The 17,657-nt window shown below is 53.6% G+C and carries 8 protein-coding genes and 1 other RNA gene; 7 read left to right on the top strand and 2 right to left on the bottom strand.

What is annotated here, in order from left to right:
- Positions 1-371 precede the first annotated feature (371 nt).
- Positions 372-728: a transfer-messenger RNA gene (ssrA, locus tag VGL38_09375) on the bottom strand.
- A gap of 801 nt (positions 729-1,529) precedes the next feature.
- Here ssrA and VGL38_09370 point away from each other — a divergent pair.
- Positions 1,530-3,074 carry an FG-GAP-like repeat-containing protein gene (locus VGL38_09370; GenBank protein HEY3295639.1) on the top strand — a complete coding sequence of 515 codons (1,545 nt, stop codon included), beginning with the start codon at positions 1,530-1,532 and terminating at the stop codon, positions 3,072-3,074.
- 36 nt (positions 3,075-3,110) lie between these two features.
- Positions 3,111-9,350, top strand: coding sequence for a right-handed parallel beta-helix repeat-containing protein (locus VGL38_09365; protein ID HEY3295638.1), 6,240 nt, complete (start codon positions 3,111-3,113; stop codon positions 9,348-9,350).
- Positions 9,351-9,918: 568 nt separating this feature from the next.
- Here VGL38_09365 and VGL38_09360 read toward each other — a convergent pair.
- Positions 9,919-12,078: a hypothetical protein gene (locus VGL38_09360; GenBank protein HEY3295637.1), complete on the bottom strand. Its 2,160-nt coding sequence runs from the start codon at positions 12,076-12,078 to the stop codon at positions 9,919-9,921.
- A 1,520-nt stretch (positions 12,079-13,598) separates the two neighbouring features.
- Here VGL38_09360 and aqpZ point away from each other — a divergent pair.
- From aqpZ to VGL38_09335, 5 genes are all read left to right on the top strand, one after another.
- Positions 13,599-14,297, top strand: coding sequence for an aquaporin Z (aqpZ, locus tag VGL38_09355; protein HEY3295636.1), 699 nt, complete (start codon positions 13,599-13,601; stop codon positions 14,295-14,297).
- Between the two features lie 205 nt (positions 14,298-14,502).
- Positions 14,503-14,859 carry a YidB family protein gene (locus VGL38_09350; protein ID HEY3295635.1) on the top strand — a complete coding sequence of 119 codons (357 nt, stop codon included), beginning with the start codon at positions 14,503-14,505 and terminating at the stop codon, positions 14,857-14,859.
- Positions 14,860-14,979: 120 nt separating this feature from the next.
- Positions 14,980-16,443: a helicase HerA-like domain-containing protein gene (locus VGL38_09345; protein HEY3295634.1), complete on the top strand. Its 1,464-nt coding sequence runs from the start codon at positions 14,980-14,982 to the stop codon at positions 16,441-16,443.
- Positions 16,444-16,579: 136 nt separating this feature from the next.
- Complete coding sequence (locus tag VGL38_09340; GenBank protein ID HEY3295633.1) at positions 16,580-16,753, top strand: DUF1508 domain-containing protein; 174 nt, start codon at positions 16,580-16,582, stop codon at positions 16,751-16,753.
- Positions 16,754-17,113: 360 nt separating this feature from the next.
- The gene (locus VGL38_09335; GenBank protein ID HEY3295632.1) at positions 17,114-17,332 is read left to right on the top strand and encodes a hypothetical protein; all 219 of its coding nucleotides are present in this window, start codon (positions 17,114-17,116) and stop codon (positions 17,330-17,332) included.
- Positions 17,333-17,657 lie beyond the last annotated feature (325 nt).

The raw sequence follows: 17,657 nt of genomic DNA, 5'->3' as shown, positions 1-17,657 counted from the left end.
GAACAGCTCCTCTGAATTTGATGCGGGGAATGAAACCGAGATGAGTCCACTTCCGAATAGTGCTCAGCCGCACGTTTAAGTACTCGGCTGCTTGTTTGGCCGTAAGTAGCGTTCGCATTTCGTCTCCTATGGCTTGAAGAATTCGAGTAGACTCGATGAAGCATTTCACGATGATTTCAAGACACCATTCTGTACTGCGGCAGGATGGAACTTGGCTGAAATGTGTGCTGTTTCGAGCTGGAAATCAAAGCGAATACCTTAGCAAGTCTACGCGCTTAGATGATGTTAAACCATCCAAGACCCGTTCTTATGATTATGGAAGGATACCAATGATAAAGCCCCTGTCAACATCGTAGTTAACAAGGGCTTTTGTGTGGAGACGGTGGGGATTGAACCCACGTCCGAGAAACAGACCACACCGGGTACTACAGGCATAGACTATGGTTGTTTCTTGCTGGGTGCAGGGCCATAGACAAACCTGCAATCAGCCAGCCGCATCGGGGTCTCGCTCTCTGCACACGGCAGACAGAGAACCAGCGGAACAGGGTTGGTGCTCAGTCCGGCAGCGGTTCCGCGCACAACCGGGGAGCATGGCTGGCTAATTAATTAGGCAGCCAGGGCATAACTGTTATTGGCAGTTATAGATTTGGGCCATGATTTAGGAGGATGTCCCAGCCTCCGCCTGCACCCAATGCCATCGCGAATCCCGTCGAAACCATGTCGTCCCCATGGAAAGACGGTTTGACCGTAACAGCCAATCACTTCTTCAACGACAGAACCTACGTGACTTGTTCCGAGTCGTTTTCAAGGCTTAATATAGACAGTCTTGAAGACGATGTCAAGCCAGAAGGGACTTCATGTTGGATTCGGACGCGTTGGCACACGCGAACGAGTGACAAAATGACCGTCGCTCACCGTCTTCTCCCCCACTATGGCGCTGAAAAACATCAGCTTGCCGAGTTTTTGGCATACCACATGTTGTAACCGTCGCTAAACCGTCGCTCGCGGTTCGTAAGTTATTGTTTTCCAAGACGAGGCCACTTTCTCTTAAATGTGCCGAGAGCTTCTCAGCAATGGGAAGCTCTCTGTTTTGGGGACATTAACCACAAGATATAGTATGTGTCTCCAGACCGTCTCCACTACGTTTCTAAGCTGAGCGGAAACAACTCGCGACAACTGATCCTTGATCAGTAGGATAACACTGTCGCTCACGGTCATAACAAGCTTGTGCGGAGGCTCACAAGCCTGGAAAAGTAGTCGCATGGAAGGCAGTCGCGCAACCGATATCACTTACATGCATATATTGGCATTATGACACATGCATTCGCACGGATTTTCCGGAACGTGGAGCATTCGCACACTTGACAATTTGCCCTTTGTGCAGTAGATTGATACTGTGGCGTGAATTGATGGCGCGAAAGACGATGCATACATACGACGAAATGGCTGATCCTCGGATATCGGTTGGGCGGTATGGAGAGGGTTGGCTTTTTGTTCTTATGGGCTCGTGCTTGACCAGAGGAAGAACAATGAAGACTGCACTGCACATCTTGACTTTATGCACATGCGTTATCGTGACCGATATTATGGCAACTGCTCAGCCGTGGACACCACAGGTGATCTGGCAGCAGAACGGCGCGGGCGATAGCTCGCTATATGGCGCTTCGGTCTTCGCCATGGGGGATCAGGATGATGACGGTTATATGGACTGGGGCGTGATAGTAGGCGGACAATGGGGCCAATCGGGAACCCCGAACGAACCTAGGGTCGAACTATTTCATGGAGGCAATCCGCCGTCAAATCTGCCGTATCTCACATTTCGTCCACGAAGCAACGAGTACGAGGTATATGGCGGAGCAAGCGGGGACCTCAATGGAGACGGTCACATTGATCTGTGTCTGCAGCGACAACTTCGGGCGAATGGGGACACAAATCTTGTGGAAATCTACTATGGTGGACCCGGAATGGATACAATACCGAACTTGATATTCCATGCCCCTTCGCTACTCTTGGGATACTTGTTGCCTATGAGGGATTTCAATGGTGATAGTTTTGATGACCTGTATGTCTACGTCCACGGTAACCCGAATCGCGGACTGGTGTTTTTCGGTGGCAACCCGATGGATACCTTGCCTGACTGGGCGGTAAACAGTAGTATCGGTCACGATTACTTGCCTTATGCACAAACCTTCGGGGACTTAAATGGAGATGGGTTCGATGATTTCGTGTCCTATTCCGTCTGGACACAGCACATGCTCTACATCTTCCACGGGGCGGCGCTTCCAGATACATCGCCGGCTGCAATTTGGAACACCTTCGCCGATTTCCCCGCCCGGATCATCAACGATCTGAATGGCGATGGTCGCGCTGAACTGGTGTCAACAAACAGTGCAGAAGTCCACATCCACTGGGGCGCACAGACGATATCGCCGACGCCGGATGCAGTTCTATCTTGGCCAGGCTGCACAGAATATCCGCTAAACATTACCAGTGTGGGTGACCTGAATCGTGACGGCTACAAGGATTTCGCGGTATTGTCCGATTATTGCGATGACGACCCATGGGGGAAATTGTGTGTTTACTTCGGTGGACCTACACCATCCTCCAGCCCGGCGCTGGAAATTCTGGGAAATACCGCACCGACCAATCTGATGGGTATCAAGAGCGCTGCAGGACTAGGTGATATCAACGGGGACAGTCTCGCAGACTTCGCAGTTGGCGCGTGGGATAACAATCCAACTGGTTTGCGAGGCCACGTAGTCATTGTCTCTGGTCTTGCAGTCAACGCTGAGGGTCCTCGATCTCTTGTATCGCGCGACCTCGCAATGTCGGTGTACCCCAATCCCTTTAACGCCCAGGCTACAGTTTCGCTGGAAATTCCCCGGTTTTGCGATGTAGTAAGGCTCACGGTGTTCAATCTGTTAGGGCAGGCTGTCCACGAAGGCACATTGCGCAACGTGATTGGCTCGGTACACTACCCCTTGGATGCGACGGCAATGTCTTCCGGGATCTACCTACTTCGGGCAAGTGCAGGATCCATGCAGACAATGCAAAAATTGGTCGTTTTGAAATAGCACGTTTCTATTCAGGCATCTATTAAGGAGGCTCATATGCAGAAAGTTCCTCGCTTCTTGCTAGCCCTCACTTTCGTACTTTCCGTCACTGCGGTGCGAATTGCGTACGCATTTGACATCAGCACCTACTATGACCCGCTATCCCACGTCCGAACAGCACAACACTGGGGACCTGACTTTGGAGATGGGGATACGACACAATGGGTAAATCAGGCAGCCGCGGTAAATGACCAAGTGCTCTCGTGGTGGGACAGCTTGGGGATCAACATTCTATCCGTTTACTGGAACCCAGAGGCCGATTACGGCAGGAGTGGGGTCGCAAGCCACTCGCTGCGAATCATGAATAACGACTGGCCTGCAGACGCTTTCAAGTACTTGAACGCATATGATCGAACTATCCGCATAGCTCATCCATTTAGTCTGCCCTCTGATCCATACAATTGGGAAGGTTGCGCGGGTCTAGATGCGGAAGACACTTCGATGGTGATTGAGCCTGGCGGCAACTCCGTGCCGGTGCTCATGATACCGAATGACCCAAGTACTGATTCCACCTTGTGGGAAAATGGCGTTGGCAATTGGAACGGATGGGCCCAAAGAGGATGCTCATGGCCACTGAATGTCATGCCAATGCACTTCAGATTGCGGGCGAAGATCGACCCAGATAACGATGCAACACAACATGTGGCAACTCTCTACTGGTACGTGCAGGATTTTTGGACTGGTCGATCCAAGTGGAGACGCTTTCCAGGCATCACAGTTAATAAGTCGGACTTCAATCCGAATCCGGACTATCCGTATTTCAGCGTCATTGATAAGGTCATTGTTCCGGATAATCGTCTGTTTCGTCAAATCACGGACACCTTGCGGTTCACCGATACGCTTTACACCGCCTGCGGCGATGACTTCCAACCAATTGACGGATGGTTTCAAGATGACACAATGGGGTGCTGTAACAATCCTATCTATTTTGCGTTCGGTGGCAATCCAAGTTGGGGCGGGTCAAATAATGTCCGACTGAAAATTGAGTCTTCCGGCCACCACGCGCTTTACGTCTATGACGTTGAGGTGTGGGATGAAGGATTCCATCGTTTGTTTCGGGCACCTACAGATACCATTGCGCACTACGATTCACTCATTGCGAGAGCCTTCTCGGACGAACGCATTCAGAGCAACGGAAAGTTAGCCGCATGGTATTACGACGAATTCACATGGGACGCTATTCCTGCCTGGTCGAAAACCAATCAGATACTCCAGCATGCAGGCCTACCGACGTTCATCTTAAACGATCACTGGTTTGACAAGTATGGTGGCGGTTTCAGGCACAAGCTGTACTACACGCTGGATACGCTTGGCGTACACATTCCGGTAATGATGTACGAATTCTATCCCTATGGAGGGGATAGCACCTGCTGGCCCAGCAGTCAATTCGGAATAATGCCTGAAAGCATGTGGACAACATCAAATTCAGATGTGCCTTATAGTGATACCGAGGTTTGTACAGCGTGTCCGCAGCCGGAACAGGAAAACCAGCATTTCACTCGTTACAACGGCAAGATCTCACTTCAAGCCGGACTTGATGTAGGGCTGTGGGGATCAGAACCGTTCCTATGGACGGCAGGCTTCCAGCGCCCTTTGCCACCGCGTGACTCAACCGATTTGGCACTGATTCCAGGGATCGTCGCTCAGACACAAAGGGTGCACGAGCACGGCGACAAGTTCTGGGCGTTGATCCAAGGTGGTGCTCAAGAGGCGATCAACTATGACATCAATGATGTGATGAATGGAAGGGCTGTCAGCAGATTTCCGACTCCGAACGAAGTCATATTGAATGCATGGCTCTCGCTATCAAGCGGCGTAGACGGAATCATGTGGTACTGGGGTATGCAGGGGCCGCGCGGGTATGTAGACGCATCGCATTATCAACAGCAAGGCGGGTTGATTGACTGGGGCACGGATTCCTCACACATAGATACCAGTCACAACTTCACTGTGCCAAAGCATGCGTATCGGACACAGCGCTACTTCGCTGCTCAGAAGGTGGACCATGAAATTCTACGGATAGCACCTTTGCTGGAGTCGCTTGACTTTATCAAGACGTACGCAAGCCGCGTTTTTCAGGTTAATTACGGACAGCATTCGGACACCCTTGATAACCTAGGGATCAGCTCGCATCATGAGGATCTTCTGCAGCAGTATCCAAACGAGCCGGGGCATCCCGAAAGCTATGTGGAGTACATCCAGACAGAAAAGCCGGGCATGCCGATGGCGTGGAACTGGGAAGCACCCAATGAACGGTATGTGCAGGTGACACGTTTCAAGACGCCGGGCGAAAGCGGGGAGGATTACTGGTTCCTGATTGTCAATCGGCGCGCATTAGTGAATGAGACCAGGCGAATCAGTCTGGGAATTAGCAACGTCTACAATCAGAACGCACAATATGCTGTGCAGCAGATCTTGGCAAACACGACTACCATTGCGGCGAATGACGCGAGTATCGACGGCAAAGTGATTACGGTCACGCTTCAGCCGGGTGAAGCCGAACTGGTACATTTCAGTTTGGCAGACACGGCAACATGGCATATCAACTCTGCTCAGACGCTTCATGCACCGGCGTTCCTCATGAAGAATATCGTCATCCACAGTGGCGGTTCGTTGACGATATTGCCCGACACATCGGCACTGCGCCGCACCATTCGCGTAGCCAATCATGATAGTACGGTCTACGATAGCGTGGCGACAGTCACGTTCTGGAAGGGGAAGGGGATTCGACTCGAAGATCATCTCCAAGGAGCGGAACTGCATGTAATGGGATCACCAACCACGCAACTGCGCTTCCAGCCCGCTAACGCGGATAGCGGCTGGGATGGAATTGTGGTGAGCGAAAATACGCAAGACCAGGTAGAATTCCATTACGCGACGATCCAAGGTGCGCCGATTGGGTTGACGCTCAATGCCGGGATAGACAACTGGGGGTACTGGGGGCGAACCCCCTGGGTGAAGATTGACCACTGCACCTTCCGGGGCTGTGCTACAGGACTAAGCATGTTCGCCTTTGCGCTGGACTCGATCTCGCATTCCCAATTCACTGATAACGACTGCGGAATTCGCTGTGATGCCCAAAGCATGTTGCAGTTGGTTAAATCAACCGTTTCGAATAACCGTGTGGCCGGTGTTCAGATGAACGGGGGATGGGGAACCTTCATCCAGGACACACTGATTCGCAATGGCGGAACCATGCGTGACTGGGAATGGATTTCCTTCCTGACAGGTGCCGTAAGTGGAACGGATGCCGACATTGAGTTTAGGTGCTGTGTACTCAGTAACAATCGTCTGGGCGCGATTAACGTCTACAATTCTACGGTTCGATTAGCAGACCCTGGAAACCCCACACCTCACTGGGGAAGGAATATCATCTCTGACGACGGAACCGCTGAGGCTCCGCTTATTCAAGCGGATCATTCTACGCTGATTGTCCGCAATGGCCGGAATACTATTAACAGCGCGAGCTCAGACAGCAAGTGGATTATTGCGCCACGGACGGACATCCTGACCGTTATGCGAGACTGGCGGAACAACTACTGGGGCCGCACGGACACGGCCACCATCCTAACATTCCTGCCGGGCGATGTGACGATCACGCCGTTCCTAAATGACACCAGCGGATGCGATTTTACCTTTCCTAATGACACGGGTTCTACCACGCCGTGGGAACAAGACTACGATGCCGGGGCAACAGAACTGAGCGACGGCAGCTTTGACGAGGCACGGGTCAGCTTCCGGGAAGCGGTAGGCTCCGGTAGCCGCACACGATACGGGGTCTCGGGACTTCAGAGAATTCTTTGCACAGACCTATTGGCCGGGGATCCGGACAAGTCGACAAAGTACTTCAAGGACATCGCAGATTCAGCCTTCTATGGTGAATTGAAAACCGAAGCGAAGTTCGCCCAAGCGTGGTCACTGGCACATTCTGCTGATCTTGACAGCGCGCAAAGCATTCTGCAAGGCATGGTGAATAGTGGTCAAACCGATACGGCAAAGGTGGAAGCCAAAATCGCCATGTTGAACCTCGACCTTTACCGGCAGATTGTGGACACCACCGACTGTGTTACCACTGCCGAACGGCTCGCCGTGCAGGATAGCATAAACTCCCTCATTGCTTCGCTGACTAAATGGAAACGGTACGACATCACCGATAGTGTGGTAATGTACGCGCCGTGCACGGTTGACAGCTCCATCACGGTTGAACCAGGAGCCGTGCTCGTAATCAAGCCGTATCCAGGGATCAATAACCCCGTAGTAAACTTTACGTCTGGTGCAGGCATTCTGGTGCAGGGCTGGTCAAGCTACTCTCCCGGCCCTCCCGCAGCCAAACTCTATGTTCTGGGTGATCCGGACAATCGCGTAATCCTGAACTGGGATACGGCGAACACGTGGACGAATATCGAATCCCGCTGCGGCTACATGGAACTGAAACACGCTGAACTTCGCGGCGCGGGTTGGGCGGTGTTCGATAATAACCCGACAGGCCAAGGGGACTGGCCGCATGTTCCTGTTTTCAAGGCAGACTCTTGCGTCTTCCGCTCTTTTGGCGACGGCATTACGTGTGACGTGACGGATTCGTCAAGCTACATTCGCAACTGTTTGTTTACGGACCTGGGAGGCGGCGTTGCTCAATGGAATAGCTACACGGCTGCATTGACCGTAATGGAATACGGCCAGTTGACTGTGGAAAACTGCCACATTGAACATGGTGGTGAAGTCGGCGTAGCGGTGTGCTACGGGTCTGGCATCAGCATGCGCAACACCACCGTGAACGGCAGCAAAAGCTACGGCATGGTGGTCTCGGATGGTTCGGATGCATCGTTGGAATGCTGCGAACTGTCCTGTAACGGAGACACGCTCGCCGAGGCTTGGGTTGACGCCTCTACCTTGAATCTTGTCGGTGCACACAGCCAGTTCTCTGATAGCAGCGGTGCGCTCCTTTACACCGCCGATCCCTCTTTCGTGGACTTGGGTGACGGCGAAAACAACTTCAACTTGCTTACAGGCTCAGGACACTACCTGAAGTCCGGCGATACGACAGACACTTGGGACATCGGCTTGAATACATGGGCACCATACACACCAACGGATACAGCCTTCTATTCTCACCTTTGGCCTAGAAACTCCGCTCGCTGGTTAGTGGACACATCCCTTGCGACATTCGTCGGCTGTGATCAAGGCGGCACGATGTCATTCGGCGGTGGAAGCAATTTTATTATCCCCGGCAACGAAGACCATGCGGGTACGGATTCATATCATCCGAAGAACGATGGTGCTGAAACCGCAACCAGTCTTTCAACAGTACAGCCTCCTACTGCCAGCAAGTTCAGCCAAGCCGTCACCAAGGCTCCCAGTGCCGTAGGACCTGTGGCCAAAGCGATTTCGCCTCTGGCCGAGAAGACGGTGAATCGTGCAGAGATGCTTAGGCTGCATCATCAGGAGCTTGCTCAATGGCGTGAAGCCAAGGCGTTGTGTAAGAGTGGTGACAAACAGGCGGCAACTCAAAGCGCGATGACTTTCCTACGAGATCATCCGGGCTCAAAGCTGGCTCCTGCGGCTATGGTTGACTTGTCTCGATTGGCACGAAAGGGAGACGCCGACCAGTCTGTCAGCAAATTCCTATCAGTGCAGGCAGGTTCATTGGTTGATCCAGAACAGCGGAAGTTGGCTCAGCGACTGTCTCTGGTGGCTAAGGCAAGGGAAGGAAAGCCAGTTGAAGCTCTTGCGGGTTTGGAGGAGATAATGGAGACTGCATCGACACCACGAGACTCTATTCGAGCTTTGATGGATGCGATGGGCGTGTACTTCTTCAACCAGCATGACCACAGCGTCCAGCCACGAAACAATCAGGTGAAAACTGCCAGCCACAGAGAACTGGTGCATCGAGTGATTCAGTTGACGCGAATGTTAGATAATCCGGCGCTGGCCGTTAAAGGCAAGGGTGTGGCGATTCCGACCAAGTACGCTTTGTACCAGAACTACCCCAATCCCTTCAATCCCAACACCGAGATCCGCTTTGACTTGCCGGACGCGGTACGGGTGGAACTGAAAATCTTCAACATCCTCGGACAGGAAGTGGCAAAGCTGATTGACGAGGTCAGACCAGCAGGAGCCTATCGGTTCATGTGGGACAGCAAGACGACGTCGGGCAACAGCGTAGCATCGGGCGTCTACATCTATCAGCTCAAGGCTGGGAAGTTCGTGGACTCTAAAAAGATGATGCTCATTCGCTGACAGCTAATACTGCTCGCAAACACAGGCAGGCTCCTCAGACTGGGGGGGCCTGCTGCTTATGTAGGCCGCAGTTTGGTGCGAGAGTCTCGTTGGTGGAATGGTCCATCTCTTCCCCACTCTACCCAGCGCCCAGCCGCGAGGGCATCGGAATTCTTAACGCCACTGACACAGGTCACTACGTTGGCTATGGTTCGATGGCGGGTGGTACTGCTCCTTCTGCCTACCCTGAAGGCATTTTGTCGAAACCGTCGCTAAATCGTCGCTCATCGTTTGTAAACTCTTATTTTACAACGCTCGCCCACTTTCTCTTAATCAGCGGGTTGTAGGTTCGAGTCCTACTGGGTGCACAAGTAAAAGCCCGTATGTCAATGACTTACGGGCTTGTTAGTTAGATCCACCAAAAAGATTCTGTTTTGGTGCATATGACTCATATACACTAATTGGGATTCAAGAAGATTCTTCCTGCTACACGCACGCACCATGACTGTGGCTTGAATGTCTCTCCGACTTCGGAGGTTGAGCAAGAACAGTGGCCGCCAACTGATCGGCTATCGACCGCGAGTGAAGGCTACCTCAGCGGCGAACTCTTGCTTGGGTTGGGGGTGTAAGTGCTGTTGTACTTGGTCAAAGCGGGGAAGTACTCGTAGACAGGCGGGGCGGGAGCCTTCTCCATCGCTATCTCCGCATCGCGCAACAGCGAGGTTTGAACAAAGACGGCTTCGGAAGTTGGCGACGCTGTGGCTTTGTCAATCTGCGCCGTACCTTCGGAATTGCCGCCCTGTGCAAGCAAGGAAGGCAGCGGCGCCGCTGTCACTGCATAGTACATCGATATCCCAGGCAGATTCAGCACGCCGCTATTGTAAAAATACGGATCGGTGGTCGAATCCACGCGGTTAGCCGGGTTCAGCAAATTGCCCCAATCGGGGGAGCGGTAGACATAATAATAATACGCCGGCCCCTGCGAGGCCCAACTGATCTGCACATCCGGATCGGGTGGGTAGAACGATTGGATCACCAGCGAATCTACACGCGCCAGCTCGTTGCACGGCTGACCGGTCATATTCAGCACATAGGGTCCGGAAGCGGTCGAAAAGCCGTGCACGATAATGAAGTACGTTATCCCTGGGTTGGCCTGAAACGCCACGTTGCTTTGCACGGTTGCATTGCCGCCGCAATAACTGTCATCGTTGCCCGCGACCAGCGTCGTTCCCGGACAGCTACCGTCACGGTACACACTGATCCCCGTATCATACCCGCTGCCGCATAACGATACGGAAACATTTTGACAGGAAGGGGACGCATAACTATAGATCGCGTCGCGGCTGGTGTTATTCTGGAAGTTGTGGTAGTTGTGCACCATGCAGCTTGTGCTCGCGATGTCCGTGTACGGCAGCGCCGGAATCAGCACGCCCGGGCAAACATCCGCCGCCGGTGTCGCCATCGGACCGTTGTAATTCAGAGAAAAGACATAGCCGCCTTCCGCTCCCTGATACCCGCTGATGATGACATAATACGTCACCCCGGCATAGCCGTCAAACGTCACCTGGCTTTGCAACGTGTGACCGGCCGAACAGACGTAATCGTCGTCGCAGGCGATGGACACTGCGCCCGGACAGCCGCCGCCCGCGCGCACGTTCAATTCCGTGTCATAGCCCGATCCGCATAGCGTGGCCGTCAGAGACTGGCAGGTCGGAGGCGTGTAGTTGTACACCACGTCTCCCGAGGTCGTCGTATAGCAGAAACTCCCGGTCGTCAAATCAAAATCATGGTGCGCGCAGGTGGTAATCCCGGCATCGAAATAGTTGCCGAAATTGGCGACGTCGGGAATAGTTGCGCCGGGACAGAAATCGTTCGGCGTGACATACAGCGGCCCGTCTACGTTCAGCATGTAATGCCCGGTTGCCAAGCCGAAGCCGCTGACCAGAATGTAATAATTGACATTCCGCTGCGCAAGAAAACGCACCACGCTCTGAAAGCTCGCAACCCCGTTGCAGATTGTGTCGTCGCTGCACACGACAGGATTCGTGCCAGGACACGATCCGCCGGCATTCACGGTCAGCTGGGTGTCAAAATTGCTGCCACACAGCGACACCGTGATAATCCGGCATTCCGGCAGATTCAGCGTGTACACCACGTCCGGCGAGGTGGGATAGGCACAATTGGCGTAATCGCTGTTCGCCCCGCACGTGCCACCCTGATCGTTGTACGGAACGGACGAAATCAGCGGACCGGGGCACTGGTCGTTAGCGGGCACGTCCGGTGTGCCGTTTACAAACAACTGGTAATTGCCGAAAAAGCAGCCGATCACGGGGCTGCACCGTCCGTAGACAAGGATGTAGTAGTTGACTCCCGCCGTGGCATGAAACGTCACCACGCCGCGCGAGTTTCCCGTCGGGCAAACCGTGTTGCTGTTACACCCAACCAACGAATCGCCGGGACAACTCCCGGTCGTGCGCACTTCGAGCACGCTCGAGAGCGACGAGCCGCACAGCGACGCCGTCACCGTGTAATCGCAACTCAGATTCATCGAATAGACAACATCGCGACTGGCGGCGAACGCGCCACAATGAGCATAGTCTCCGTTCATGTTGGTCGTATTGCCCGTACTGTCAAAATACGGAATGCTGTTAATCAGCGGCCCGGGACATGTGTCCCCGCCATTGGCAAAGGCGAAATTTGCCGTCAATAAAACACAAGCGAGAAGCGGCGCCCACATAATGATCTTCATGAGTAACTCCTACCTACTCTGATAGATTTTTCATTCTGTTCAGGTTCAGTATGCCGATCCGCCTTTCAGCACGGACGGATCGGATCCCTGCGGTGCACCGTCAAGCGACCTCGCCGCAAAGAACAGTGTAGAGGTTGGCTGCAAACCCGGTCGATAATTGTAGCTTTAAAGATACGAACACGTGAACGCTTTTCCTCGGCATAGCGATTTGAACAGATTTATTTACCTGCTCTGGCAAAATAGCTCGATACTTTTCTATGTAGCCGTTTTGCGGTCCATTAAAATTGCGGACCATTCGGTCCGCCTCGTCGATCAAGCTAAGCGGCTTGGCACAGTTGACCCCGTAGTATTAGTGAAGAGTGGGGCGATGTAAGTGCTGACTGACAGTCAGCCCGCGAATCTGTCCCTAAACCGTCATTCTATCTCCGCAAATTATTGTTTTTCATAACTCGACTTCTGACTCTTAATCAGCGGGTTGTAGGTTCGAGTCCTACTGGGTGCACCAGAGAAAAGCCTGTAAGTGATGAACTTACGGGCTTTTTGTTTGACTGGCAGATATGATTCGATCTTGGCGATCCGGATGCATCTACTCACGTTTGGAACCAAGGGGCGTTTCTGTGCTCCAAAGAGCTATTGCGGCTGTCACAAGGCTGTCTCGGCCTTCGCGCCGAGTCGAGTAAGAACAATGGCAAACCACTGATCGGCAATCCGTTGCAAACCCGCGGTGCAATCGGTACATGGTTCCCACTTTCCATTTTCCATAACATCCGCGTTGCCTATCAGTTTAACGAAAAACGAGTTGCCACGAGCTTGAAATGCCGGATCGGACCGCCTCTTCCGCTGCTTTCAGTTCGTTTTCGCCTTACACTTGACTCTGAAAACATAATTGTTATATTCAATGATTATGTGATTAAAAGAATGCTATGCATAGAATAATAAATGGTATGTGAGATGGGTTCTTTCCGGCCATTGGCTTACCACTCGGGTAGCTATGTCAACTACCACTTACGGCCGTGACCCGCCTTAGTGCGCGGTCTATCCTGTGCTCATCAGCACCATTACCTGCAACCCGTCGTTAGCGCCGCTCGCATGGCTCGAGACAGTTCACGTCTAACCACCCACTTTGAGTCCGCAGCGCAGACGCACAACCGTTCTTGGGCTTATGCCCAACGCCGTAGGGGCATGCGGCGTGAGTCAAGCATGCGTTGAAAGAAGCGAAACGGAATCTGCAGCGAAATCCTCATCCGACACTAACGGCCCGTTCACGTAGATTGCCTTCACAAGAAACCATGTCCGTTTCCGCGAGGCAGCCATCGACGTGTACGAATCGCGTTATCAGGCGCGAGCTGAATGAACGCAAGCGCTTCATGAACGTTGGCAGCCTGGTGCATGGAGACTGATTTGCCGTGCACTGCCACCTTACCACTTGTCGCATATGCAACGGTCGTTGATGACGACGAGAAGTCGGCGACAGACAAACAAGATCCGCCCGCGTTGGGCGTCATCGAAAGGATCCGCAGATGTCTCTTTCCAAGCGTTTCGCCGCAGAATTGATGGGCACGTTCTGGCTGGTATTCGGAGGTTGTGGAGCCGCGGTACTGGCCGCCGCATTTCCGAACTTGGGGATTGGGTTTCTGGGCGTGGCCCTCGCATTTGGGTTGACAGTTCTCACGATGGCTTTTGCGATAGGCCACATTTCCGGTTGTCATTTGAATCCCGCCGTGTCCTTCGGACTCTGGGCAGGCAAACGTTTTCCGGCCTCCGAGTTACTGCCGTATATCATCGCTCAGGTGATCGGTGGAATCCTGGGTGCCACAGTGTTATACATCATTGCAAGCGGTTCCGCCGGCTTCAGCCTCGCCAATGGGTTCGCATCCAACGGTTACGGAGAACATTCACCGGGCGGCTATCCCTTGCTCTCTTGCTTTGTGGCCGAAGTGGTGCTTACGTTCTTTTTCCTGACCGTCATCCTTGGCGCGACGGATACCCGCGCGCCAAAGGGATTTGCTCCGATTGCGATTGGTCTTGCCTTGACTCTGATCCATCTGATTGGCATTCCGGTGACGAACACCTCGGTGAATCCGGCCCGCAGCACGGCCCCGGCATTGTTCGTCGGCGACTGGGCACTGGCACAGCTCTGGCTGTTCTGGCTGGCACCGATTCTCGGAGCAATTCTGGCCGGTTGGCTGTACCAATGGCTGGCGCCGGCAGAGCGATGAGCGATCGCTCCTGTAGTGAGTCTCGGCTCCGGAGCTTTGATATGCTGAGTTCAACAGCGATAGCCGCGTGACAGGAGCCATAGAGGTCCTCCGCGCGGGAAAGCAAGTGACGGCAGTCTCATCCGGCTTACGAATTGAAACATTCTATACTGAAGTCTGGTTATTAGACAGGAAGCAAAACATTTCTAATCGGAAGGATCGTATCATGAGTATCTTAGACAAACTATCCGAGAAAGCCGGAGATCTGTTCGGCGCTCACGGCGGTGTGGCGGAATCGGTGCTCGGGATGATCAAGAGCAAGGCTGGTGGTTTGGGTGATCTTGTCGAGCAGTTCAAGTCAAAGGGGCTGGGAGAAACTGTGTCATCGTGGGTGGGTACCGGCGAGAATAAACCGATTTCGCCTGCGCAAGTCACCCAAGCCCTCGGCAAGGATCAAGTTGAAGGCATAGCGACCAAGCTCGGTATATCTACAGATGAAGCGGCCGCCAAGCTGAGCGAAGTTCTGCCGAAAGTCGTGGACAAACTGACTCCCACGGGATCGGTTGCGGACGCGGCGAAGTAATACACTTGATCACCCACACTCAGGCCGACCCCCAGCGCAAGCGAGACTTCCTTACGCTGAAGGGCGCGATCTACTCACACGGAATTGAAAACTGGCCGCTTTTACAATGACACTCTCAGTATGAACGCTTCTGCGGTCACAATTGCACGCGGCCGGGAGGATCTGGTCCTTTTGCCGCGCATGGCTAACCGGCACGGCCTGATCGCGGGTGCGACGGGAACCGGCAAGACCGTCACCTTGCAAACGATTGCAGAAGGCCTGAGCAGGATCGGCGTTCCAATTTTCGTGGCCGATATCAAAGGTGATCTTTCGGGTATCGCGGCTGACGGAGTCGACACTCCGAAAGTTGCGCAGCGACTGCAAAGACTCGGCATGGCCCATTTTGATTTCGCAGCCTGCCCGGCCACTCTATGGGACGTCTATGGAGAGCAGGGTCATCCGGTGCGGACTACGGTTTCCGAAATGGGGCCATTGCTGCTCGGCCGCTTGCTTAATCTGAATGAAACGCAGGGCGGCGTTTTGAGCATTGTGTTCGAAGTTGCCGACACGAATGGATGGCTTCTGCTTGATTTGAAGGACCTGCGTGCGCTGCTGCAGTACACCAGTGAGCACAGCAAAGAGCTTCAGACACAATATGGAAACGTCTCGGCAGCGAGTGTGGGTGCGATTCAGCGCTCTCTGCTGACTCTTGAGCAGCAAGGCGGGGATCATTTCTTCGGTGAACCCGCTCTCGATCTGTCGGATCTGATGCAGACCGGCGCCAACGGGGCCGGAGTAGTGAATGTGCTGGCTGCGGATAAGCTCATCCTCTCTCCGAAAATGTATGCGACGACCTTGCTCTGGTTGCTGTCGGAGCTTCACGAACAGTTGCCGGAAGTGGGCGATCTTGAAAAGCCGAAGCTCGCCTTCTTTTTTGATGAGGCGCATTTGCTCTTCGATGATGCACCGGATGTCTTACTGGACAAGATCGAACAAGTGGTGAGGTTGATTCGTTCGAAGGGTGTCGGCGTGTTCTTCATTACTCAGAATCCGCTCGACGTACCCGACAAAGTGCTCGGCCAATTGGGCAATCGCGTGCAGCATGCATTGCGAGCGTTCACTCCTGTCGATCAGAAGGCAGTTAAGGCCGCGGCACAGACCTTTCGCGCTAATCCAAAACTGGACACAGAGAAGGTCATCACCGAACTCGAAATCGGTGAGGCCCTGATCTCTACGCTGGATGAAAAGGGGGCGCCAACGATGGTGGAACGCGGCTACGTAATACCGCCGCATAGCCGCATTGGCGCACTAACGCCGCCCGAGCGACAGCAACTCATCTCGTCATCATTGCTTGCGGGGCATTATGAAAAGACAGTGGACCGCGAATCCGCTTACGAAGTCCTGAAAGCACGTGCCGAACAAGCGGCCCAAAGTGCGGCGGCAACGACAGCCCAAGCCAAATCACGCCCGTCCGCCCGACGCAGTGACACCCTGCTTGAATCGCTTGTCAAGAGTACAGCCCGTGCCGCGGCGACCCAAATCGGCGGACAACTGGTGCGCGGACTGCTGGGCGGACTCCTGGGTGGACGTCGTTCACGGCGGTAGTCAAGGGCGGCAACGAAAGAGTGAACGATAACCTTGCACCTGGTACCGAAACCGGGGGCAGATCAGGTTCTCTGACACACCTTACGAATGCTGAGGTTCGTTTAGCGTACAAGCCGCGAGAGGAGGTGAAAAGATCATGGCTCAAGACACTGTCGAATACTACAAAGACGCTAAGAGTGAATGGCGTTGGAGGCGCAAGGCTTCCAATGGCAATATTGTTGGCAGTTCATCCGAAGGGTACACCAGCAAGCAAGATTGCGTGGACAACTTCAAGCGCCAACAGACGCCTGCCGTCGAGGCCACCCACTGAAAGCGCAGCCCATACAACTCATGGTTGTTGGCAAAGATCACCTCGTGCAGAATTCGCAGACTTCCGCGAACTGCCCGCACTTTGGGTACAAGGCGTGAAGTCCCCCCGTCCCGCTTTCGTCGTCCCGAACCGGAGGCGGAAGCGGGACGTCGCCGTTTCGGGTGAGGAGGCGGCAACCTGGGAGCGTAGCGACTAAGCTGTGTTGGAACGGAATTGCCGCGGTCCGATCAGAAGCCTGGTTTCCTATGGATTCAGGGCGAGAATGCAGAGAGTAATCGCGAATGTTCTACAGGAAATTATGACTGAACCAGGAAGCCGGAATAAGAAGAAACCTCTCTTAACATTTCTTCAGGAGCCTTGATGGGATTTAAGTCCTTCTTTTACGCTGTGATTTGCGTCTTGTTGATCGGCGTCGGTGTGGGCAGTGTGGGCGCACTGTTTCTGCTCAAACCACTAAAGGTTGCCGGCGTCTGTGCAGCATTCTTCATGGCGGGATTGTTTTTCGCATTCTTCATCCATGCGTGGAGGAAGTCGCGCAAGACAGTGGAATCGGAAGACGCTGTGTCAACCCAACATTAGCAGTTGACGTCCACTCAAGTGCGAGGCGATATGCCACCTGCGCCGGGGGAGGTGCGTGTCCTCGATCCAGCGATAACGGCCGCATACTCCATCAAAGACTAAGCCCTGCCCGGTCGCGGAATCTAAGCTCGCGGATACGGAGCAGATTGTCTGAGCCGCTGGCACGGGTTGGGACACGTTCATATTAGCAAAGCACACCGGAAACCTGCCCCGATGTCGCGCTGCGAGACAGTTAGGCAGGTGAAACTCTCTTTTTCCATATTTTCTCCAGGGAGGAGATTCGCTCCATGAAACGCACAGTTGCTGTCATCGCTGCCCTCGCCGT

The organism is bacterium, assembly GCA_036504735.1.
Classification (GTDB): domain Bacteria; phylum Electryoneota; class RPQS01; order RPQS01; family RPQS01; genus DASXUQ01.
The sequence above is the reverse complement of the archived record's forward strand: the minus strand, read 5'-3'. Positions and strand labels throughout refer to the sequence as shown.